This window comes from Glutamicibacter sp. TV12E, from assembly GCF_052441935.1.
Taxonomy (GTDB): Bacteria; Actinomycetota; Actinomycetes; order Actinomycetales; family Micrococcaceae; genus Glutamicibacter.
The window spans coordinates 1,705,900-1,724,868 of record NZ_JBQVVF010000001.1 but is presented as its reverse complement, the minus strand read 5'-3'; the positions used below and the strand labels follow the sequence as shown (position 1 = coordinate 1,724,868).

Annotated in this window: 26 protein-coding genes; 13 read left to right on the top strand and 13 right to left on the bottom strand. The window is 61.4% G+C overall.

Annotated features, from left to right (window positions below; genetic code table 11):
- Positions 1 to 165 precede the first annotated feature (165 nt).
- The 3 genes from ACT7DV_RS08095 (at position 166) to ACT7DV_RS08085 (ending at position 1,474) form a co-directional block, all read left to right on the top strand.
- Positions 166 to 702 carry a hypothetical protein gene (locus ACT7DV_RS08095; RefSeq protein ID WP_444661712.1) on the top strand — a complete coding sequence of 179 codons (537 nt, stop codon included), beginning with the start codon at positions 166 to 168 and terminating at the stop codon, positions 700 to 702.
- On the top strand, positions 702 to 1,157 hold the full coding sequence (locus ACT7DV_RS08090) for a DUF421 domain-containing protein (RefSeq protein ID WP_444661711.1): 456 nt from the start codon (positions 702 to 704) through the stop codon (positions 1,155 to 1,157). Before ACT7DV_RS08095 ends, ACT7DV_RS08090 begins: the two co-directional genes overlap by 1 nt.
- A gap of 74 nt (positions 1,158 to 1,231) precedes the next feature.
- Positions 1,232 to 1,474 carry a hypothetical protein gene (locus tag ACT7DV_RS08085; protein WP_444661710.1) on the top strand — a complete coding sequence of 81 codons (243 nt, stop codon included), beginning with the start codon at positions 1,232 to 1,234 and terminating at the stop codon, positions 1,472 to 1,474.
- A gap of 59 nt (positions 1,475 to 1,533) precedes the next feature.
- On the opposite strand, the gene ACT7DV_RS08080 is transcribed toward ACT7DV_RS08085, so the two are convergent.
- The 3 genes from ACT7DV_RS08080 to ACT7DV_RS08070 all read right to left on the bottom strand — a co-directional run bounded on the left by ACT7DV_RS08080 (position 1,534) and on the right by ACT7DV_RS08070 (position 2,858).
- Positions 1,534 to 1,857: a hypothetical protein gene (locus tag ACT7DV_RS08080; protein WP_444661709.1), complete on the bottom strand. Its 324-nt coding sequence runs from the start codon at positions 1,855 to 1,857 to the stop codon at positions 1,534 to 1,536.
- A gap of 35 nt (positions 1,858 to 1,892) precedes the next feature.
- Positions 1,893 to 2,474, bottom strand: a complete 582-nt coding sequence (locus ACT7DV_RS08075; protein ID WP_444661708.1) for a cysteine hydrolase family protein — start codon at positions 2,472 to 2,474, stop codon at positions 1,893 to 1,895.
- 105 nt (positions 2,475 to 2,579) lie between these two features.
- Entirely contained in the window at positions 2,580 to 2,858 is a 279-nt protein-coding gene (locus ACT7DV_RS08070) for a hypothetical protein (RefSeq protein ID WP_444661707.1), read from the bottom strand.
- 196 nt (positions 2,859 to 3,054) lie between these two features.
- Between ACT7DV_RS08070 and ACT7DV_RS08065 the strand changes: the two genes are divergently transcribed.
- Positions 3,055 to 3,471: a CBS domain-containing protein gene (locus tag ACT7DV_RS08065; RefSeq protein ID WP_444661706.1), complete on the top strand. Its 417-nt coding sequence runs from the start codon at positions 3,055 to 3,057 to the stop codon at positions 3,469 to 3,471.
- Between the two features lie 139 nt (positions 3,472 to 3,610).
- Here ACT7DV_RS08065 and ACT7DV_RS08060 read toward each other — a convergent pair whose 3' ends face one another.
- Genes ACT7DV_RS08060 through ACT7DV_RS08050 form a run of 3 tightly spaced genes read right to left on the bottom strand, consistent with a single transcriptional unit; the run spans position 3,611 to position 4,349 of the window.
- Complete coding sequence (locus ACT7DV_RS08060) at positions 3,611 to 3,856, bottom strand: hypothetical protein (RefSeq protein ID WP_444661705.1); 246 nt, start codon at positions 3,854 to 3,856, stop codon at positions 3,611 to 3,613.
- Positions 3,857 to 3,884: 28 nt separating this feature from the next.
- A complete protein-coding gene (locus ACT7DV_RS08055; RefSeq protein WP_444661704.1) occupies positions 3,885 to 4,055 on the bottom strand; it encodes a hypothetical protein in 171 nt (56 codons plus the stop codon).
- Between the two features lie 27 nt (positions 4,056 to 4,082).
- On the bottom strand, positions 4,083 to 4,349 hold the full coding sequence (locus ACT7DV_RS08050) for a DUF7218 family protein (RefSeq protein ID WP_061956189.1): 267 nt from the start codon (positions 4,347 to 4,349) through the stop codon (positions 4,083 to 4,085).
- A gap of 286 nt (positions 4,350 to 4,635) precedes the next feature.
- Here ACT7DV_RS08050 and ACT7DV_RS08045 point away from each other — a divergent pair, with 286 nt between their 5' ends.
- The gene (locus ACT7DV_RS08045; protein WP_444661703.1) at positions 4,636 to 5,529 is read left to right on the top strand and encodes an SDR family oxidoreductase; all 894 of its coding nucleotides are present in this window, start codon (positions 4,636 to 4,638) and stop codon (positions 5,527 to 5,529) included.
- Here the strand turns inward: ACT7DV_RS08045 and ACT7DV_RS08040 are convergent.
- Together ACT7DV_RS08040 and ACT7DV_RS08035 are read right to left on the bottom strand one after the other, a co-directional pair.
- A complete protein-coding gene (locus ACT7DV_RS08040; RefSeq protein ID WP_444661702.1) occupies positions 5,526 to 6,644 on the bottom strand; it encodes a hypothetical protein in 1,119 nt (372 codons plus the stop codon). The two genes, ACT7DV_RS08045 and ACT7DV_RS08040, sit on opposite strands and share 4 nt — an antisense overlap.
- Entirely contained in the window at positions 6,605 to 6,973 is a 369-nt protein-coding gene (locus ACT7DV_RS08035) for a hypothetical protein (RefSeq protein ID WP_444661701.1), read from the bottom strand. The genes ACT7DV_RS08040 and ACT7DV_RS08035 overlap by 40 nt, the downstream gene beginning before the upstream one ends.
- A 130-nt stretch (positions 6,974 to 7,103) precedes the next feature.
- On the opposite strand from ACT7DV_RS08035, the gene ACT7DV_RS08030 reads away from it, so the two are divergent.
- Together ACT7DV_RS08030 and ACT7DV_RS08025 are read left to right on the top strand one after the other, a co-directional pair.
- Positions 7,104 to 7,742 (top strand): LysE family translocator, encoded by a 639-nt coding sequence (locus ACT7DV_RS08030; RefSeq protein ID WP_444661700.1) that lies wholly within the window; start codon positions 7,104 to 7,106, stop codon positions 7,740 to 7,742.
- A gap of 277 nt (positions 7,743 to 8,019) precedes the next feature.
- The gene (locus tag ACT7DV_RS08025; protein WP_444661699.1) at positions 8,020 to 8,214 is read left to right on the top strand and encodes a hypothetical protein; all 195 of its coding nucleotides are present in this window, start codon (positions 8,020 to 8,022) and stop codon (positions 8,212 to 8,214) included.
- A 141-nt stretch (positions 8,215 to 8,355) separates the two neighbouring features.
- Here the strand turns inward: ACT7DV_RS08025 and ACT7DV_RS08020 are convergent, their stop codons facing one another.
- The 3 genes from ACT7DV_RS08020 to ACT7DV_RS08010 form a co-directional block, all read right to left on the bottom strand.
- Positions 8,356 to 9,594 carry an MFS transporter gene (locus ACT7DV_RS08020; RefSeq protein ID WP_444664805.1) on the bottom strand — a complete coding sequence of 413 codons (1,239 nt, stop codon included), beginning with the start codon at positions 9,592 to 9,594 and terminating at the stop codon, positions 8,356 to 8,358.
- A gap of 25 nt (positions 9,595 to 9,619) precedes the next feature.
- The gene (locus tag ACT7DV_RS08015; protein WP_171920397.1) at positions 9,620 to 9,982 is read right to left on the bottom strand and encodes an ArsR/SmtB family transcription factor; all 363 of its coding nucleotides are present in this window, start codon (positions 9,980 to 9,982) and stop codon (positions 9,620 to 9,622) included.
- 326 nt (positions 9,983 to 10,308) lie between these two features.
- Positions 10,309 to 10,521 carry a hypothetical protein gene (locus ACT7DV_RS08010; protein WP_444661698.1) on the bottom strand — a complete coding sequence of 71 codons (213 nt, stop codon included), beginning with the start codon at positions 10,519 to 10,521 and terminating at the stop codon, positions 10,309 to 10,311.
- A gap of 530 nt (positions 10,522 to 11,051) precedes the next feature.
- Between ACT7DV_RS08010 and ACT7DV_RS08005 the strand changes: the two genes are divergently transcribed.
- Positions 11,052 to 11,867 (top strand): GNAT family N-acetyltransferase, encoded by an 816-nt coding sequence (locus tag ACT7DV_RS08005; RefSeq protein ID WP_444661697.1) that lies wholly within the window; start codon positions 11,052 to 11,054, stop codon positions 11,865 to 11,867.
- Positions 11,868 to 11,995: 128 nt separating this feature from the next.
- Here ACT7DV_RS08005 and ACT7DV_RS08000 read toward each other — a convergent pair whose 3' ends face one another.
- Positions 11,996 to 12,355, bottom strand: coding sequence for a VOC family protein (locus ACT7DV_RS08000; RefSeq protein WP_253917573.1), 360 nt, complete (start codon positions 12,353 to 12,355; stop codon positions 11,996 to 11,998).
- Between the two features lie 1,401 nt (positions 12,356 to 13,756).
- Here ACT7DV_RS08000 and ACT7DV_RS07995 point away from each other — a divergent pair.
- The 3 genes from ACT7DV_RS07995 (at position 13,757) to ACT7DV_RS07985 (ending at position 15,158) form a co-directional block, all read left to right on the top strand.
- A complete protein-coding gene (locus ACT7DV_RS07995) occupies positions 13,757 to 13,912 on the top strand; it encodes a hypothetical protein (protein ID WP_444661696.1) in 156 nt (51 codons plus the stop codon).
- A 535-nt stretch (positions 13,913 to 14,447) separates the two neighbouring features.
- Positions 14,448 to 14,651, top strand: coding sequence for a cold-shock protein (locus ACT7DV_RS07990; protein ID WP_171919941.1), 204 nt, complete (start codon positions 14,448 to 14,450; stop codon positions 14,649 to 14,651).
- A 189-nt stretch (positions 14,652 to 14,840) separates the two neighbouring features.
- The gene (locus ACT7DV_RS07985; RefSeq protein ID WP_444664803.1) at positions 14,841 to 15,158 is read left to right on the top strand and encodes a poly(ethylene terephthalate) hydrolase family protein; all 318 of its coding nucleotides are present in this window, start codon (positions 14,841 to 14,843) and stop codon (positions 15,156 to 15,158) included.
- Here ACT7DV_RS07985 and ku read toward each other — a convergent pair.
- On the bottom strand, positions 15,073 to 15,915 hold the full coding sequence (gene ku / locus ACT7DV_RS07980; RefSeq protein WP_444661695.1) for a non-homologous end joining protein Ku: 843 nt from the start codon (positions 15,913 to 15,915) through the stop codon (positions 15,073 to 15,075). The two genes, ACT7DV_RS07985 and ku, sit on opposite strands and share 86 nt — an antisense overlap.
- 164 nt (positions 15,916 to 16,079) lie before the next feature.
- Here ku and ACT7DV_RS07975 point away from each other — a divergent pair, with 164 nt between their 5' ends.
- On the top strand, positions 16,080 to 18,560 hold the full coding sequence (locus ACT7DV_RS07975) for an ATP-dependent DNA ligase (protein ID WP_444661694.1): 2,481 nt from the start codon (positions 16,080 to 16,082) through the stop codon (positions 18,558 to 18,560).
- The gene (locus ACT7DV_RS07970; protein ID WP_444661693.1) at positions 18,557 to 18,814 is read left to right on the top strand and encodes a DUF4235 domain-containing protein; all 258 of its coding nucleotides are present in this window, start codon (positions 18,557 to 18,559) and stop codon (positions 18,812 to 18,814) included. The genes ACT7DV_RS07975 and ACT7DV_RS07970 overlap by 4 nt, the downstream gene beginning before the upstream one ends.
- The last annotated feature ends 155 nt before the right edge of the window (positions 18,815 to 18,969 follow it).

The following is an 18,969-nucleotide window of genomic DNA, read 5'->3' as shown; positions in this document are numbered from 1 at the left end:
GGCACCAATTTCGTTCAGGCTCAAGGCAAACGCCGAAATCCACAGGTTCCGCGCGCAATAGGAATCGGCGGGCTGGATATCTCCTGTGAACTGCCGCCCAGCCCAGCCGCGGACCGGCCTGACAGCCTAGCCTCGAAGGTAAAAGCGCGAGGAGGCCAATAGTCCATGCAGAATATCTTCCAGGCCAACATCCAGGACTCGACCTTGGATGACATCACCTCCGAGGAAAGGAACCGCGGGCGGAGGCGGCTGAGGCTGGCCACCCTGCTCGCGGTCGCCGCCCTGGTGATCGCGGCCGTTCTCGGCGCATTCGACCAGAAGAAGACCACCGGGCAGCGCGCCGGCAATCTGGACATCCAGGTGGAATACCCCTCGGTGATCCGGGCAGGCAACGAGATCCAGTTGCGGGTAGCGCTCAACTCGCCCGAGCCGCTGCCTGAAACGGTCAAGCTCACCCTCAATGAGGACTACCTCATGCTTTTCGAGGACTTCTCGGTCTTCCCGGAACCGGAGTCCGAGGCCGCACGGGGCGACGGCACGGTCGAATTCGAAGTAGCCCCTGCGTCCGGGGCCGGGCAGATGGTCGCCATCTTCCACGGCCGGGCCTCGGACCAATGGGCTCCGAAGAGCGAAGGGGCGCTGGGCATCACCGCGGACGGCACCCAAGCACGCATCGACATTGAAACCTGGAGGATCCCCTAATGGAAATCGTCATCCGCGCGGCCGCCGCGTTCATCATCTTGTGGCTGGTGACCCGAGCCACCGGCAGATCCGCCCTCGGCGAGCTCAGCTCCTTCGAGCTGGTCCTGTTCATCGTGCTGGGCGACATGGTGCAGCAGGGCATCACCATGGAAGACCGCTCGCTGACCGGCAGCCTTCTGGCCGTGTTCACCATGCTCGTTCTGGCCGCGGCGCTGAATTACGCCAATATGCGCTGGCCGAAGGTGGGCAAGCTGATGCAGGGCCGGCCTATCGTGCTGATCCGCGACGGCGTGGTGGACCGCAAGGCCCTGCACAAGGAACGCATCGGCCTGGACGAGTTGAGCATGCTGGCCCGCCAGTCGGGCATCGAGAACTACAGCTCGGTCAGGCTGGCGATCCTGGAGGCCAGCGGAAAGATCTCCTTCTTCACCCAAGAGGCGAATGCCGCTTCGTGAATGGCCGGGCGCACTTGAAGCGGCGGGCTGGCGATCACGTCCTTGATCCAATCGATTTCACCGAATCACGGCAGATGAGCTCAGTGGAAAGCGTGATGCGCTCAGGGGCTGTCGCCGTGTTCTCGATCCGGGTCCAGGAGCAGACAATCGTGGCCGAAGCAGACGGGACTTTCACGGTACCTACGCAGGCAGTTCAGGGCCTGCTGGAAGAAGCCTCCAAGGTGCTGGCCGGGAATCCCGTGCTGACCGCCGATCGCGTGGGAGCCGGGCTCAAGCCGATCCCCATGATGGCGAACCAGTGGTCGGCCCGGCAGTGATCGAACCGCCGGGGTGGATCGCAGCCACGTGCTGGGATCCACCCCGGGCGGCGGATCCCCTACCCCTGATCCGGCGCCTCGCGATGGTCAGGCAGGTTGGCAATCCGCTGGGCATCTATTCCAGCGCCTGCTTCCAGCTCCGGGTCCTCCAGCTCCGTCTCGTCCGCAGGCCGTTGCTCGTCGAGCGGTTCGGGGTTGAGCCCCAGCGGATCCCTGTCGCTCTCTTCGAGCACCTGCTGCACTCCGCGCAAGGGATCCTCGGCATCAAGGACCCCAGGCGCATCGGATGAACCGCCAGCTGGCTGGCTATCGCGTCCGTCCAGCGGCTCATCGACGTCCAGATCCTGGAGCACCTCGTCGAATTCAGGGTTTTCCAGTGACATTGTTCTTCCTTTCCTTTCCTCGATTCTCCTGTTGGTTAATGCGGTGAAACGAACATCTGGCAAAGCTGGCTCGTGGACATCAGCTTCTGCCGGTGCTGCGCCCGCATGAACTGCAGCGTGCGCTCCTTGAGATCCGGGTTCGCGCAAGCGGTGGCGTCCACACCCAGCGCCACCGGCAGATTCGCCGCAAAAGCGTCGGCGGCCGTGGCCGCAAGGCACGTCTCCAGGCAGATCCCAGCCAGAACCAGCGAACTGACGCGATGCTGCAGCAGCAAGGTGAGCAGCTCGGTGTTCCAGAAGGCGCTATCCCGGTGCTTGAGCACCTCGATGCTTCCAGACAGGTCCAGCTCCGCCAGGTTGGCGGCTTTCCCGGATCCTTCGAACAGGTACCCCTGATCGTCCTCGAGCATTTTCAGCGTCCAAGTGGATTTGTCCTCCTTGTGCACCGTACGCACGTTGAAGACCGGAATCCTCGACGCTCGAGCCGCGGCAGCCAGCTCGTTGCAGTGCTCCACCAAGCGGGCGCGTGCCGAGGCCAGCTCCGGGGCCTGGAAGAACCCATCCTGCAGGTCGATCAGCAGCAGCGCCGGATGGGTGAAATCGCTGGTGGCGCCCATTTCAGCGGCGCTCCCCGGTATGTCTCGGGCGGGCATGGCCCGCGCAGCGCCCGGCATCTGAAACTGACATGCGTTGCCTGATCATTCTGGCCGCCGCCTCTTCTCCTAGCTTTCGTCCTCGTGTGGCTTCTGGGCGTACTGGTCCCGGATCGAATCGTCGAGTTCCGGATCTGCGCCGCTCACCGTTTCCATCGGCTGCGGCTGTTGGCCAGGGTCCGCGTCCCCGTCTCCCGGGGCCTGTGCGGATTGGCCGGAATCCGAGGGAATATGCTCGTCATCGGGCTGGCCAGCCGGCCAGGTCTTCTCCACCAGATCCTTGTCGGGGTCCTTCAGCCTGTCGGCTGCCTGCCCAATGAGGTCCTTGGCCCTGTCCAGAATTCCCATGGCTCTTTCCTTTCCAAGTTGCTTCCCTTGCCCTCTACCGAATATCAGCGATCGGGCCATGGAGTACATGGTTAATCAGTTGTTGCCAGCTTGGGGCGCGCCCTGCCTCAAAGGACGCTGGCAATCGTTGAACCATGCCCCTGGATGCTGGAGCGTGGCAAGTGTCCGATCAGGAACACAGGAAAGGAGCAAAGACATGGTTACGGCAAGGGAACTGATGACTTCTCCGGCAGAATGCGTCAATGAGCGCGACACGGTCCAGGAGGCCGCCCGGATGATGAAGGAGCTGCAGGTGGGCATGCTGCCGATTTGCGGAACCGACGAACGCCTGGCCGGCACGATCACCGACGGGGACATCGTCGTCAATTGCGTCGCCGGGGGCATGGACACTTCAAGCACCAAGGTGTCCGAGTACGCCCAGGGCAAGCCTGTCACCATAGGTGCAAATGATTCGGTGGAAGAGGCGATCCGCACAATGCAGAAGCATCAGGTGCGCCGGCTTCCGGTCATCGATGGGCATTCCCTGGTGGGGATGCTCGCCCAGGCGGATATCGCCCGGTTCTATGACAAGAACAGCACTGGAGAGTTGGTGGAGGGAATTTCCCGGGACTAGCGGCCCGCAACGGCCATTCCCAACCAATGGCGCCACTGCCGCCAGCACAGCGGGGAGGACACTGGGCAGTGTCCTCCCCGCTGTGCTGCGTTGCACGGCCCGGTGCCGAATTCATGGCGCGCGCGGCGCCAGCGCCGGGTCAGACTTCATTCACATCGGTCCCTCCCCGCTGGTGGTCCACGGCGCTGCGCCCGCGGATGAAGCGGTACAGGCCATAGAGGAATACCAGCGCTCCCCAGCCGGCGACGATCCATAACGGACCTGAAGTGCTGTCTGGCGCCGCCAGCACGGCGTAGATGGCGAATCCGGCGGCCAGCAGCCCGCCGAAAACCATCAGCCATAGTCCGGGCCGATGGCGATTGCCGCCTCTGACGTGTTCCTGCATGCCTGCTCCTTTCCTCTTGCTTCCGGCTTCATCCTGCATCGAAGCGTTCCTCATCCTCATCGTCCTGCTCTTTGGGGTCATCGTTGATGCCGCCCCGTCGGGCTACCCGGCTCTGGCCCGGGTGGTTGTCCCCGTCTCCCGGGCTACCATCTCCCCGGCCCGCCGGTTCCAGGTCTTCCGGATTCTCGCGATCAGCCATCGTTATCCCTTCCTCCCGGTTCTCGGACTAGGAATTGCGCAGCGCATCGATCAATTCGCCCTTGCGCATCTTCGAGCGTCCCTTGACGCCGATTTCCTTGGCCCGGCTTTGCAATTCCTCCACGCTCCAGCTCTCGTAATCGCCGGACTTGCCGCCACGCTCGCCGATCTTGGAACGCCCATCGCGGGCCGCGGCATTGGCGATCCGCGCCGATTTCTGCTTGGAGTTCCCCTCCTCGCGCAGCTCCTCGTAGAGTTCTTCGTCCTTGATCCTGCTCTTCGATGTGCCAGCCATGCTCCTTGCTCCCTTCCGATTGGCGGGCTGGAGTTCCACCGTAGGCAGGTACCACGGCGGCTGGCAGCAGCAGCCGTGATCTTTGCGCCAAATCCCAGACTTCCGCCCTAGCACAAAGCCGGGCAACGAGTCGGAAACTGGGTTGCCGCCGACAGCCAGCTGGCCATTCGCGCTGAAACCGGGGCACCCAGTTCAATCGAACGCCTCCCCGGAGAAACAGTGGTAGTCCCGGGCGCACGATATTTCGCAGAGTTCGGCGTCCTTCCGCAATCAGAGGAGGAATCAAATGAACGGGAATCCAACGCAACAGCCCGACCGTGTCGGCAATGAACGCATCAGCCCGCCGGAACAACGCCAGCCGGAGCCGGGACTTGACAGCAAGCTGCAGCCGAAAGCGGACCACGGCGAGCGCAGCTACCAAGGCCGCGATCGATTGGCCGGGAAGCGGGCGCTTATCACCGGCGGCGATTCAGGCATCGGCGCGGCTGTGGCCATCGCCTTCGCGCGCGAAGGCGCAAAAGTGGCCTTGGCCTATCTGCCCGCCGAAGAGCCGGATGCCCAGGCGGTCGCCACGGTGCTGGAGGATGCAGGAGTCGAAGTGCATCATCTTCCCGGCGACCTGCGCGACCGCAGGTACCGCGCTACGCTCATCGACGAGGCAGTGACCGCATTGGATGGCCTGGACATCCTGGTCAACAACGCCGGCAAGCAGATCAGCGTCGAATCGTTGCAGGACCTGGACGACGAGCAGGTGGAGGCCACGTTCGATGTGAATATCTTCGCCATGTTCGCCTTGAGCCGCGCTGCCTTGCAGGTGTTGCCCGAGGGCGGATCGATCATCAATACGACATCCATCCAGGCCTTCGATCCCTCGGACCACCTGATGGATTACGCCGCGACCAAGGCCGCGATCAGCAATTTCACCAAATCGCTGGCCTCTCAGGCGGCCAAGCGCGGGATCCGGGTCAATGCCGTGGCTCCCGGCCCGATCTGGACTCCCCTGCAGCCTTCTGATGGCCAGCCCATCGAGGCGCTGCCGGAGTTCGGCCACGACACCTGGCTGGGACGCGCAGGCCAGCCGGTGGAGGTCGCCCCGGCCTACGTCTTCCTGGCCAGCGATGAAGCCTCCTATGTCGTGGGATCAACCGTGCATGTCAATGGCGGTAAGAACCAACCCTAGCCCGCATCCTCGGCGAGCGGGAAATCCATATTGCGGCGCTCGTATTCGCGCTGGCTGAAGGTGGCGCGCTGGACCTCTTCCACGTTCTCGAAGCTGGAGCCGATGGCACCGCCCATGGTCCCCAGCGAGGAGGCCAGCCACGCCAGATTCACATAGTCGGCCAGCGTGACCCCGTGGTGCAGCTGGTAGGCCAAGTATTCCTGGTCGATGACAATCAACGAGGCGGCCAGCAGCGCGAGGAACAGCAGCAGGTACATGGCCGCGGCAGCGAATCCCACGGTCAGCACGGTAGCGGCGTTGTAGACCACCAGCCGCTCACGGCGCCGGCTGCCCTTGGGGCTCTCCCAGAGCCGGTTATGCAACAGCAGCCACAGGGTGAGGATCAGGATGCTTGACACCGTGATCAGTCCCAGCCGCTGGTTGGACAGGTAGTCGGCCATGGACCAGATGCTGGTGTAGAAAACGCCAAAGGCCCCGGTGGCCACGGCGCCGGCCATCGCGGAGGAAAGCCTCGGGACCAATTTCCATGGACGGTTGCTGCGCACCATGCCGGCAATGAGCAGCAGCCGTCCGCGGAATCCCTCGATGCTGGAAATCCTGTTCTGCTCGTTCTCCGAGTCCTCCCTGCTGGCGTGCACGCTCATCGCCCTGCCCAGCGGCGTGGGCGGAGGAGCGGGACTGAGGCCAGTGGATAATTCGCGGACCAGCTCGGCCAGCGCCTTGGCCACCGAGCGCGGACGCGCCAGGCCCAGGCTGGGCATGGAGAGCACTGCCGAAGCGGTTTCGGCGGCAATTACCGAGCGCACCGGCCGCTGCTGCACATAGTGCGGGGCGTCCGTGAGGTAGATGATGTAGTCCCAGCCATGCTTCTGGCGCAGCGCTGGCGCCTTGCCCGCCAGGTCCACTCGGCCCGAGTCCCCCAAAGGCAGGGAAAACGGCGCAACCGTCACCTCCCACGGTCCCTTATGCTCCTCCTGTTCCTGCTGCTCCTCCTGCTCCTCGAGCTTCTCCAGCACCTCTTCGAGCCGCCGGGCCACCCGATTGGCCATGGCATCAGCGATGCCGGGATCGGCGATCAGCCCGACGGTGCGGGACGGGTTTTCCTGCTGGCCCATTGGCGCCCTTCCTGTTGGCCGGCGAACGGCGTGGTCCGTTGCCCTTTCACCCTAGGCAACGGATCCGGCTGCCAGCAGTTGCGTCCAGCCAGCTCGCAGGAACCTGCACCGGCAGTGCGATCCGGCCCGGGCGCCTCGCCCTGGCCGTGGCCCAGCGCATCACGGGCGCCCGGGAGAGATCGGCGTTCCAGGCATGGGGCTCGCAGCCCATCGGGATGCCGGCCCACTGCGCATCGTGCAGGAGCAATGCGCGTTAACCACCGGCGCCCGATGCCGGAAGACCGCGAACGGCGGCGAGCCTGGTGCGTGGTCCGGACCGCCAGGTCCATGGCGCAGCTCCCTGTACCCGCGGGCAGAGGGCCAGCACTCCGCCTGCCTATCGGTCGTGGGAACAGCATGTTGGACCATTTATGACGAAAGGGCCAAGTGCTTGGGCCCTTCATTGGCTAAAATCATGCAATGTTCGAAGCAACGCAAGCCATCGGCCTGGCTATAGCCTCCGTAGTCCTCATCGCTGTGCCGGGCCCGAGTGTCATGTTCGTTGTCGGCCGGGCCTTCAGCCATGGCCGCGGCAATGCCCTGGCCAGCGTCTTCGGCAACGCCATTGGCTGCTTCGGCGTGGGCGTTGCCATCGCCTTGGGGCTCGGGCCGCTGCTGGAACGCTACGAGCTCTTGTTCCAGGCCATCAAGTGGGGAGGCATCCTCTACCTGGTCTATCTAGGCGTCCAGGCCATCCGGCACGCAGCGCCTGCGGCCTCAGGACCTTCGAAGGAACTCGAAAATGCCTCATTGTGGAATGCGATCCGCACAGGAACAATTGTCGGGTTCACCAACCCCAAGAGCCTGATCCTCTTCACCGCAGTCGTCCCGCAGTTCGTTGACCCCTCGCTGGGCAGCACCGCGCTGCAGATCATCGCCTTGGGCATCATCCCTCTGCTGATCCGGCTGATCACTGATTCCGTTTGGGCGCTCAGCGCTGGCCATGCACGCAACTGGCTGGCCAACTCGCCCCGGCGCATGACGGCCCTCGGACGAATCGGGGGCGCATCGATCATCGGGGTCGGCCTCTCGATCGCTGTATCGGGCGATCACCGATAGGATTTGTGCCCCTTGTCCTCCAGCGCGCGCCGATGGCTAGGCGCCTGCCCGTTGGCGCTTTTTCTGCCCGTCACTGGGCGGCATGATCCTTCTGGATCCACCAAGGCCAGGAACCCGTTCCGCCGGTACCACCCAGCTTCTTTGCAGGCAACACCATCGGGCGGCCACGATCCTGCCCCGGAATTACGGGGATCTGGATTCACAGGCACTTCCCACCGGACGTTCCTTGCCGGAAAGTTGCCACCGTGGAATTCTGGGCTGCAACACCAACCTGCACATGAAAGAGGAGCACATCAAGACCATGGGTTCAAAGGACAACGAAACACAGGATCAGCGCCCCGAAGCAGCACGCAGGCCAGGCAAGGGCGAGGAGAAAGACAATATCGCTGGAGAACACGAAGACGTTTTCAAACAACCGCCCGAGGAACTGGATCCGGACCAAGTTGACACCAGCCAGTTCAACCCCGACTGATCCCCTACCGGTTGCGTGCTGGAAAACTTGTCGCAGGCGCGCAAATGCAGTGCCCACGCAACGACGCTTCTCTGCAAGGCTTCCTGGGGCCGGTGCCCGCTGCCCCTGAAGACGGAGCCAGCGGGACCAGCGGCAGGCCAGCTACGTGGTTTCGTGGTTCTCATCCACGGCTCCCACCCCAGTGCCGCTGCGCCATGAAAAGAAGGCGAGGAACGTTCCCAGCAGGCCCACTCCGACGAGGATGACCGCCGCTTCGGCGAGGCCGAACGCCGCTCCCGCCGCACCGGCCAAGGGATAGGTGAGCAGAAAACACGCGTGCGACAGGGAGAACTGGGCGGCGAAAATCCCCGGCCGGTCCTGCTCCGTGCTGTTGCGCCGTAGCAGCCTCGACGAAGGGGTGAGGATCGTCGCGGTCGCGGCTCCGGTCAGCAGCCACGTGGCCATCAGCGCAATCCACTGGCTTGTTCCCTGCCCCCAATGGATTTCGCAGGCGGCGGCCATGAGCAGCGGTGGCAGACAGCTGGCACCGCCGAGCATGACCCGGCGGTCAGGAAAACGGTCCAGCAGTCGGGGAACGCTCAAGGCCACGATCATCGAACCGCCTCCGTACGCGCCAAGCAGCAGGGCGGCATCTGCCTGGGAGCGACCCAGCCCGCCTTTGACCAGGACCACCGTGTTGACGATGACCATGGCCGTCGTCGTGGCCACCACCAGATTCAACGCCATCAGGCCGCGCAATTCAGGACGGGCCCAGAATGCGCGCAACCCGCCAGTGAGCCGGTGCAAGAATGTGGTTTTGCCGGGTGCCGCGACCTCGGGGAATCTGGTCATCGACACGAGCACCGCGGAGCCGCAGAACCCGGCCACGGTGCCAAGGAAGAGATTGTGATAGCTCGTGGCTGTGAGCAACAGCGCGGCCAGCAAGGGGCTGACCAGCGACTCCATGTCATAGGCCAGTCGCGAGAGCGACAGCGCCCGGGTGTACTCGCGTTCTTCGGGAAGTATCGAAGGAATGATGGCCTGGAACGCCGGAGTGAAGGTGGCGGAGGCCGACTGCAGGACAAGAATCAGCATGTAGATCTGCCAGGCTTCGGAGACAAATGGCAGGAACATCGCCACCGCGGCACGGGTGAGGTCGGCCCCGATGAGCAGCGGCTTGCGTGGAATATGGCCCACGATGGCATTGATCAATGGCGCCACCGCGACGTAGGCGGCCATCTTGATGGTCATGGCCAGTCCAAGCACCAGACCGGCCTGGCTGCCGGCCACGTCAAATGCCAGCAGGCCTAGGGCAACGGTCAAAAGTCCCGTGCCGAGCAGCGCGATTATTTGGGCGCTGAATAACTTGGCGTAGGACCGGTTGCACAGAACGTCGAGCATCACGATGCCTCTCGGGAGTAGTTCCTCAGGCCCGCGGCTGGTGGTGATGCGGCGGCAGCCCGTTGGACACCGAATGCTCGGCCTGCTTGACTGCTTCGGCCACCAAGTTGGCTGCGTGCTCGTTGACCAGCTTGTAGAGCACTTTGGTGCCTTCCTGCCGGGTCGTCACCATGCGCGCCATGCGCAGGCGGGCCAGATGCTGGGAGACTCCGGAAGGGCTTTTCTCGACCAGCTCGGCGATGGAGCTGACCGAAAGCTCTCCGGCACGGCGCAGTCCCAGCACGATCTTGATGCGCGTGACATCCGAGAGGATGCCGAAGACCTCGGCAGCCAAGTCAACATATTCCGAGGAGGGGTCCAAGCCGCATATCTTGTTATCCGCATTCATGCTAATACAATAACATTAGCGAGCGTGAATATAACTCAAGTCTTGGCGAGGCAGTCGCCTGGATGCCGCAGCGCAGCCTCCCTCACGCTGCTCGCCAAGCGCTTGGGCAGCCTGGAAATTGCCGCGCTTGCACAAACCAGGACGTGCAGAAGACTGGCAGGCAGCAGATCCAGCAATAAGGAATCAAGTCCATCCGGGGCAGCGCTGTTCACGCATGGCTGGTTTGAGCAGGATATGGCAACTGCCGAGCAACGCTAGATTTGGTTAACTTCCAAAGTGTTCCGCTATCGAACCGAGCCGCGAATTTTGCGGGCGGCATCTTTCGATCAACCGGCGCAAATGGTCAGATGCCGCAAGCCCTTCAGAGCTGGATTCGCAAATACCCCGTCAGGGATCGAACGGGCAGGATCAGCAGTGGCCTGCTCCTGTGCTGAACGCAGGCTCAAATACTGCTTCCGGAACCGGCGGGTGCCGTCCTGTGCATTGCCGACTGCGGCCAACCCGAATCGTTTCCACAGCACCTTCATCATTGAGGGCACGATCTGGCATGCACCTTTACAACAAAGGGGTCCTGCACCGCTACCGGTGCAGGACCCCTCGAAGTAAGCTCTAGAGGTTTCCTCTAGCCGCCCAAGCCACCGAGAAGGCCCTTGATGATTGCAAGCAGAGTGTTAACCAATTCCATGATGTTCTCCGTATCTGATGTCGAGCGATTCGCGTTGTATCAACGGGTGTTGATGTAAGGGAATCTAGCAACCAGAAGCGAACTCTTGTCCAATATTCGCAAATATTACGGTTTTAACTGGGTGACTTTCTATTTAACAACTAGTGGAAGTGCTAAGTGCATAAATTATTCATTCATGTCAATAATACTTTTGGAGGAAGGCAAGGCGCTTGGCGTTGCTGAAACCTGCCAATTCCCCTCCCTGCTACCTGCCTCGCGGCAAGAGTTGCGCGGAGGTTGCCGGAGGTCAAGAACAGGGATGCCTGGGATGGCAGGTGCCCGAAATCCGCCAGTTCTACGTGGATCCGCGGAGACGCCGAGCCTGCATGTCTAGTATGGATAATCATGGAACGCGATAAGCAATCATCACCCGGCATGCCCGATCCGCGACTCGCCATGGAACAGAACCTGGCCGAACACGCCTGCCACCTCCACCGCCGCATGGACAACGCAGCCGTCATTGAAACCAACGACCTGATGATCGCTGATAGCGGTCTCAGCGACGACACCTTCAACATCATCGCCGCCGCACGATTCACCGCAGCGACCGCACCCGCCCGCATCGCGCAGACACTTCAGCGTCTGGCTTCTGCTGGACGTCCATTTTCCTGGTGGGTCGGCCCGGCCAGCACACCCAGCAACCTGGCCGAGCACCTCGAAAACGCCGGGCTAGAAGCCTCAGAAACCGAAACCGGCATGTGGAAAGACCTGCGTGGAGCACTCCCCCAAGCCCACAACGCCGGACTGGACATCCGCCTAGTGAGCACCCCTGAAGAACTCGCCGACTACGCAACCGTGCTCTCGGCCAATTGGAACCCGCCAGCCACCACCGTGCAGGGCTTCTACGCCCACGCCTCGGCAACCGCGCTGTCCGCCGATGCACCAGCGCGCTACCTGGTCGGCTACGCCGACGGCCACCCCGTCTGCTCGGCAGAAGTCTTCCTCAGCGCCGGAGTCGCCGGCATCTACAACATCTCAACGCTGCAATCGGAACGCCGCCAAGGATACGGAACAGCCATCACCCTGGCCACCCTGCACACCGCCCGCAGTATCGGCTACGACACCGCAGTACTCCAAGCGTCCCACGACGGAGCACCCGTCTACCGGCGCCTTGGATTCAACGAATGCGGCCACTTCACCGAGTACGCGCTCAATTGCTGACCATGCAGCTCAAGATCGACCGATATCGACTGGACCATTTGCGCAGATCAATGATTTTATTTTTGGGCAAGAGGATTGCCTCTAGAATTTCACTAATTGAAACGGGATAGGCGAAGAGGCAACCGGTCTCAACCGACCAGTTCCGTTTCTCCCCGCTCTATGCAGAATTCATTCCCTTCGGGGTCATACATGCTCACCCAGCCCCGCCCATCCGCTGAACGGTGATCTTCATATATCGATGCCCCCAGGGATATCGCGCGCTCCACTTCAGCATCTCGGCAACGGGCGGTCGGCTGCCAATCAATATGTACCCGGTTCTTCACGGTTTTCGCTTCTGGCACCCTGATGAACAACAGGCTCGGCAGCGGAGCTGGAGCCTCGATCAGCACCTCGGAGTCCCCGGGTTCATCCACCTCCGATATAGGCCATCCGGTCATCTGGCTCCAAAACATCGCAAGCGCGTGCGGATCGGCGCAGTCGATACTCAAATGGCGAAATCTCATCTCATCCCCAACAACTTAACTAGTCTCTTATTGCACGAATGATATGCCCATTCCCTGATGGCGCGGGCATGCACGCCATGAGCTTTGTTCCGGCACCGTCATTCGACCTGGATTCAACTAACGTAGCGCAGGCCCGTCCGCTGGCTGTCGTGGCGCAGGTGACGCTCTCTGAGCTTCGGCACCAATGGGTGGCACAACCTAATTTATGAACCGGGGCTCTTCTGTTTTGTACGGATGAAAATCACTGTTGCCCAGAACTTACCGGACATTCATTTTCCACCGCCATAAACGGCCGGGCACGAGATACCCGCTTGCGTCGAAAGCACGCTACCGGCTGCCAGCATACCGCCACAATCGCGCCAGCAGTCCAAGGTGTCCATCGATTAATTCTCATCGTGGAGTTGCTAGGCCAGAAAAAATCGACAGCACTGGACCACATTTCTTTATTCGGCGGCCCAAGCAAACTATCGCGAAGTAGTTTCATCATTATTTACTTGCTTCTTTGGCCTGCAAAGACATCTATATCAATTCTCTCCCACGAGAGTAGGCGAGTTATCCACTAGATCAGAATCCCCAAATACTGCACGAGCTAGTTGCCTGAAAATCCCCGGGCGCAAGGTAGTTGCATCCGGGCCATAACCCCCGAAATTTGCCAGTTGGCGCCTCCAAAAGTAGGTCGCCAAGATGGATGCTCGTGGCTGCATCTCTGGCAGGCCAGAGGATCCAGCACTACTTGGGGCATCCCCAATCAAAGAAATGCCCATCGAACAGCCTTGTTCTGATTTAGTTTCACCTGAGGGTTTATCCGCGGACCACAGATCTTAATTGGTTGGTTGGCTTCACCTACGAGGTCTTGGATCTGCCAAACAGTGTCGCGGGCACAGGCGGACACGCGGACTTAGACCATCAGCATTCCACGGCCCCTTTGGGGACTGAAAAGAGTCGAGATGCCCGCAAAATTTTTTGGCCGTTCCAGTCGCAAGACCGCGGCCGGCAAACCAAGTATCAAGAATTCATTCATTCCGCGGGAACTGATATGAGCCCAGAAAATCCGACAGCCCATGGCCCGTGCTTGCGCACTGATTGATTTACTGCCCTGCAGGTTAGTAGTGCGGGTTAAGCCGGAAACTTGATACGAAATAGATCGAAGGGGCACCCTCAAATTCACAAAGCTTGATTTGAACTCCAACGAACAGCGGGGAGAAAATTGGCGTCCCATACCCTGATAAGCTCAGAATGCTGCTGAATTTACGCCTCAAGCACCGAAGAATCATTCGAATTCATTCTGAACGACGGGAACAATTCATGGGCAATAGCCCAGAAGCAGTTTTAGGTGTCGCCTTGCTTACCTCGCTTGTCCGACAAGACAGAGAAGCCTTTCTCCTCGTGGCATCAGAGCTAAATGGAGGCAACGCGCAGGCCGTTGCGATATTGGCTCGGCTGGGTGAAACCATGATCGAAATGATCGCGGGCTTGCTCCAGGTCAGCAAAGAGGAAGCATTGACCCGCGTGGCTGCCTCGATCGCGCTCAGCGACTACTAACCATCGGCTTCAAGCTGACGCAGCTGACGGGCAACTGACCGACGCGCAGGTGGACGGCATTCTCCCCAGATCCGATTTTGTGAAGAGACCGATCGCTGGGAGAATCCAACGGCATGCGCCCGGTTCCAACCAGCTTCGCCTAACCATAAGTTCAATAATCATGTTATGGTTATTGAACGATGCAATATGACTAAGCAGAAATCAGTGATATTACATCTCCCCCTTGGATTTTTAATAAGCGCCTCCTCGGAATTGATTTCCACGAGAGCGAATCGCGTCATTTGAAATATTCGTCCCTGCGTCTCATGCCGGGCATTCGGTTGGAAACTGCGTTTCTATAGAACCAGTTCAACCGTAACTACATGCATCTTTGTTGATAATTCTTGCCACCCGAACTCAGAATTCGATGTTCTGGTATCACTGCCTAAACAGGCTCCAGAAAAGTCTCCAGACGCGCATAATAAATACTCCGTGCTAGTAAATTGGCACACGCATAAACCGTGGTTTATCCACAAATTTAGAATTAGGAATACACATGGCTACTGGCACTGTAAAATGGTTCAACGCTGAAAAGGGCTTCGGCTTCATCGAGCCTTCTGACGGATCCGCTGACGTCTTCGCGCATTACAGCGCGATTCAGAGCTTCGGATTCAAGAGCCTCGAAGAAGGTCAATCAGTTGAATACAAGCTTGAGTCAGGTCCCAAGGGCCCTCAGGCAGCGGAAATCCAGGCCCGCTAAGCGCGCCAGATAAATCCTAGAAAGGGCGGAACGGGCTTCTCTCGTTCCGCCCTTTCTAGCGTGCAGAAACGCGATATGCCAGATCCTTGAATCGCGTACTGAAACACCGCGTAATCGTTGCTGACAATTTCAAGGCCAACGCGGGCGTATATTCCAGCATCTGACTGACCACCGCGACCAGAAGAAGACATCGCCGCATTTCGGGTCTCGAGGACCTGGCCGTTTGGGCCGAGCACCTCTGGCATCACGATCGCCAAGCACAGCATTGTCTGGCTCAACCAGTTCATCGACACTGGCGCCCGCTACGACCAGTTCCTCTGCCCCGCACCGCGGACCTCCACGGACATCGGCCAGTACGACAGTCCTACCCGTGCACCTAGCGGCGAAGCGCCAGTGCCGGATCCCGGTATTGGCACTTCTGTCAGTTTGATGCCTTCTTCGTGGCCGGGGCCTTCTTGGCCCGAGCTTTCTTGGCTTTGGCGCCGCGCCCCTCGATGCTGCGCTTGAGCGCTTCCATCAGATCGACGACTTCCCCAGAACCGCTCCCGGACTCGGCGGCGCCGAATGTCGCCTCAGTGTCCAGCTCATCGCCCTGCTCGATCTTCGCCTCGATCAGCGCCCGCAACTGGTCCTGGTAGTCGTCGTGGAACTCTTCGGGGGTGAAATCGCTGCTGTACTGCTCGACCAGGGTGGAGGACATCTTCAATTCCTGCTGGCTGATCCGCGGTGCTTTCTCCGGGGCCACCGAGTCCGCGTCACGCAGCTCGTCGGCCCACATGATCGCTTGCAGCACCATCGTCTTGGAGCGCACGCGCAAGATCCCCAGCCGGGTCTTCTGGCGCAGCGCGAAACGCACCACCGCCAGCTTTTGGGTATCCTCCAGGGTCCGGCGCAAGAGCTCGTAGGCCTTGGGTGATTTGGAATCGGCCTGCAGGAAATAGCTCTTCTCCAGCATCAAGGGATCGATCTGCTCGGCCGGGACGAACTGCACCACTTCGATTTCACGGCTCTTCTCCGCCGGCAGCTCTTCCAGATCCTCGTCGGTGAGCACGATGGTCCGTTCCCCGTCCTCATAGGCCTTGTCCAAATCCTTGTATGCGACTTTCTTCCCGCAGACTTCGCATCGGCGCTCGTAGCGGATCCGCCCGCCATCCTTGCCATGCACCTGATGCAAGTCGATGTCGTGGTCCTCGGTGGCGCCATAGGCCTTGACCGGGACGTTCACCAGCCCGAAGGCAATTGATCCAGTCCAGATTGCTCGCATGGGGCAAGTGGAACATCTTTTTCCACGATGTGTAGGGAGCGCGGGCAAATTGGCAGGAATCGTAGAGGTTGCGCAGCCCTTGACGCAAAATTCCATTGGAACACTGGCGCCCCGGTTCCAATCTACGCAAGACTCTGCTGCACGAGGCAAGCGGAGGAACGGCAATGGCACGCAAGGAGCAAACCGCCAAAGTTGCGGGGCACGAACTCAAGGTCAGCAATCTGGACAAGATCCTGTATCCACAGACCGGGACGACCAAGGGCGAAGTCATGGATTACTTCCAGCAGGTCGCCCCCGCCTTGCTCCCGCACGCCGCGTGGCGCCCGGCCACCCGCAAGCGCTGGGTGGACGGCGTCGGCACCGCTGAGGAGCCAGGGAAGGTATTCTTCCGCAAGGATCTGGAAGATTCTGCACCCAGCTGGATTCCCCGCGCGAGGCTCAGGCATAAGACCCACTCCAACACCTACCCGCTGGTCAACGATGAAGCTGTGCTGGCCTGGATCGCGCAGGTGGCGGCCCTGGAAATCCATGTGCCGCAGTGGCGCTTCGATTCCGCCTTGGAACCGTCGAACCCGGACCGCCTGGTCCTGGACCTTGATCCCGGCCCCGGTGCCGGCTTGGAGCAATGCGCCGAAGTCGCCCTGATCTGCCGGGAGATCCTGGAGGGCATGGATCTGCGCAGCTTCCCGGTCACGTCGGGTTCCAAGGGCATCCACCTGTATGCGGGCCTGGACGGAAAGTACAGCTCGGACCAGATCAGCGAAGTGGCCAAGGAGCTGGCCACCTCACTGCAAAGAGACCATCCGCAGCTGGTGGTCGCCAGCATGAAGCGCTCGCTGCGGGAGAACAAGGTCCTGGTCGACTGGAGCCAGAACAATGCCGCGAAAACCACCGTCTGCCCGTACTCCCTGCGCGGCCGGTCCCGGCCCACCGTCGCCGCGCCCAGGACCTGGCGGGAAATAGAGGCTTCCGGGCTGAGGCAGCTGGAGTTCCAGGATGTGCTGGACCGGCTTGAAGAAGGCATCGACCCGCTGGCGCCCCTGGCCGCCCTCGGCGCGCCCGGCCAAGAACCTGATCGATTGGCCGCCTACCGCTCCAAGCGCGATGCGTTGCAGACTCCTGAGCCGGTCCCCGGGCAATCCGCCCAGCCAGGACAGGCGGCCGGCAGCCAGAAGGGTTCCGCGCCGGGTTTCGTGATCCAGGAGCATCATGCCCGCAGGTTGCACTGGGATTTCCGTCTGGAGCATGAGGGGGTGCTGGTTTCCTGGGCGGTGCCCAAGGGGCCGCCGATGGAAACCGGCGTCCAGCGGCTGGCGGTGATGACCGAGGACCATCCACTGTCCTATGCCAGCTTTGAAGGCAGGATCCCCAAGGGGCAGTATGGCGCTGGAGAAGTATCCATTTGGGATGCGGGCACCTGCACCATCGAGAAATGGCGCGAAGGCAAGGAAGCCATCGCAATCCTGCAGGGCAAGCCCAGCGGCGGGCTCGGCGGGATCCCCCGGCGTTTTGTGCTGATCCACGCTCCAAGCATGGGCGGGAAGGACAACTGGCTGCTGCAGCTGGCCAAGGACCAGCCGGCGACGGACAGCGCCTCGGGCCCGCCGGAACCAGATCACCGGAAGCCCACGGAGGACCTGTCCCTGCAGCCGCCCCGCCCGATGCTGGCCGCCAATGGCACCGCCACGGACATTTCCAGCACCCAGGACTGGAGCTTCGAGATGAAATGGGATGGCTATCGCGCCATCGGGGCAGTCCAGGACGGCGTCCTCTCATTGCTCAGCCGCAATGGCCATGAGCTCGCCGCTGTTTTCCCGGATTTGGCTGAACTCGGTTCCCTCTTGCCTGACCGGTCGGTGCTCGATGGGGAAATCGTTGCATTGGATGAAGCTGGCAGGCCGGATTTCTCGCTTCTGCAACGCTACGTCGCCGCGATGCGCAAAAAGCAGACCCGGCAAGCCCGCGCCGTCAGCATCCAGTACCTGCTCTTCGACGCCCTTCAGCTGCCCTCCGCGTCAGGAGAACCAGAGGACCTCACGGCCCTGCCCTATGCCGAACGCCGCCGTCGGCTGGAATCCCTGGAGCTCGACCACCCCCGGGCCAAGATCCCACCGGCCTATGACGGTACGGTGGCCGACGCAGTGCAGATCAGCCAAGAGCTCGGCCTGGAGGGCATTGTCGCCAAGGAATGCGCGTCGCTCTATGAGCCCGGGCAGCGCAGCGGAAGCTGGATCAAGCTCAAGCACGAAATCCACCAGGAGGCTATCGTCATCGGATGGCGGGAAGGCAGCGGCGCACGGGCCAGCAGCTTCGCCTCATTGCTGTTGGCCGTCCCGGGCCGCAAGGGACTGAGCTACGCGGGCCGGGTAGGGACCGGTTTCAGCGACGCCCAGCTGGCCGAGATAAGCAACCGGCTGGAGAAGCTTCAACGCAAGACGCCGGCCGCCAAAGATGTCCCGGCTTCGCACCGCAAGGATGCCCGCTGGGTCAGCCCCAAGCTGGTGGGCGAAGTGCGCTGCAGCGAAGTGACCAGCGCCGGATTGCTGCGCCACCCGGTGTGGCGCGGATGGCGGGACGACAAGGATCCGCAGGAGGTCCGGTGGGAACCCACGGACCCAGCATTAACGGAAAAGAGGAAAAAATGAGAATACTGGCCAAGATCTTCACAACACTCCTGTCCCTCGGCGCCGGATGGGTGGGATCCAGGCTCGTCTCGGCTGCATGGCGGAAAGCGACCGGCGAGCTGCCGCCTTCGCTGGCCAATCCGGAAGAACAACAGCAGGCAGCCCTGGGCAAGGTGCTTTCATTCGCAGTGGTCTCCGGAGCGAGTGCCGCGGCCATGCAGGCTCTGGCCAAGCGTTGGTCGCGCTCGCTGGAGGCTAGGGGTTTGGACGGATAATGCACTCATCCTGGGATCCAGCCTGTTCCCGTGTTGGACGCAGGATCATCGGCCAACGTTGGCGGCGGACCAAGGAATGGGCATGCCCAGGGCCACTCACGGCAGCTTGTGCCAGGGTGCTTGCACAGAACCCGCTGGATATCCAGAGCCGTTGA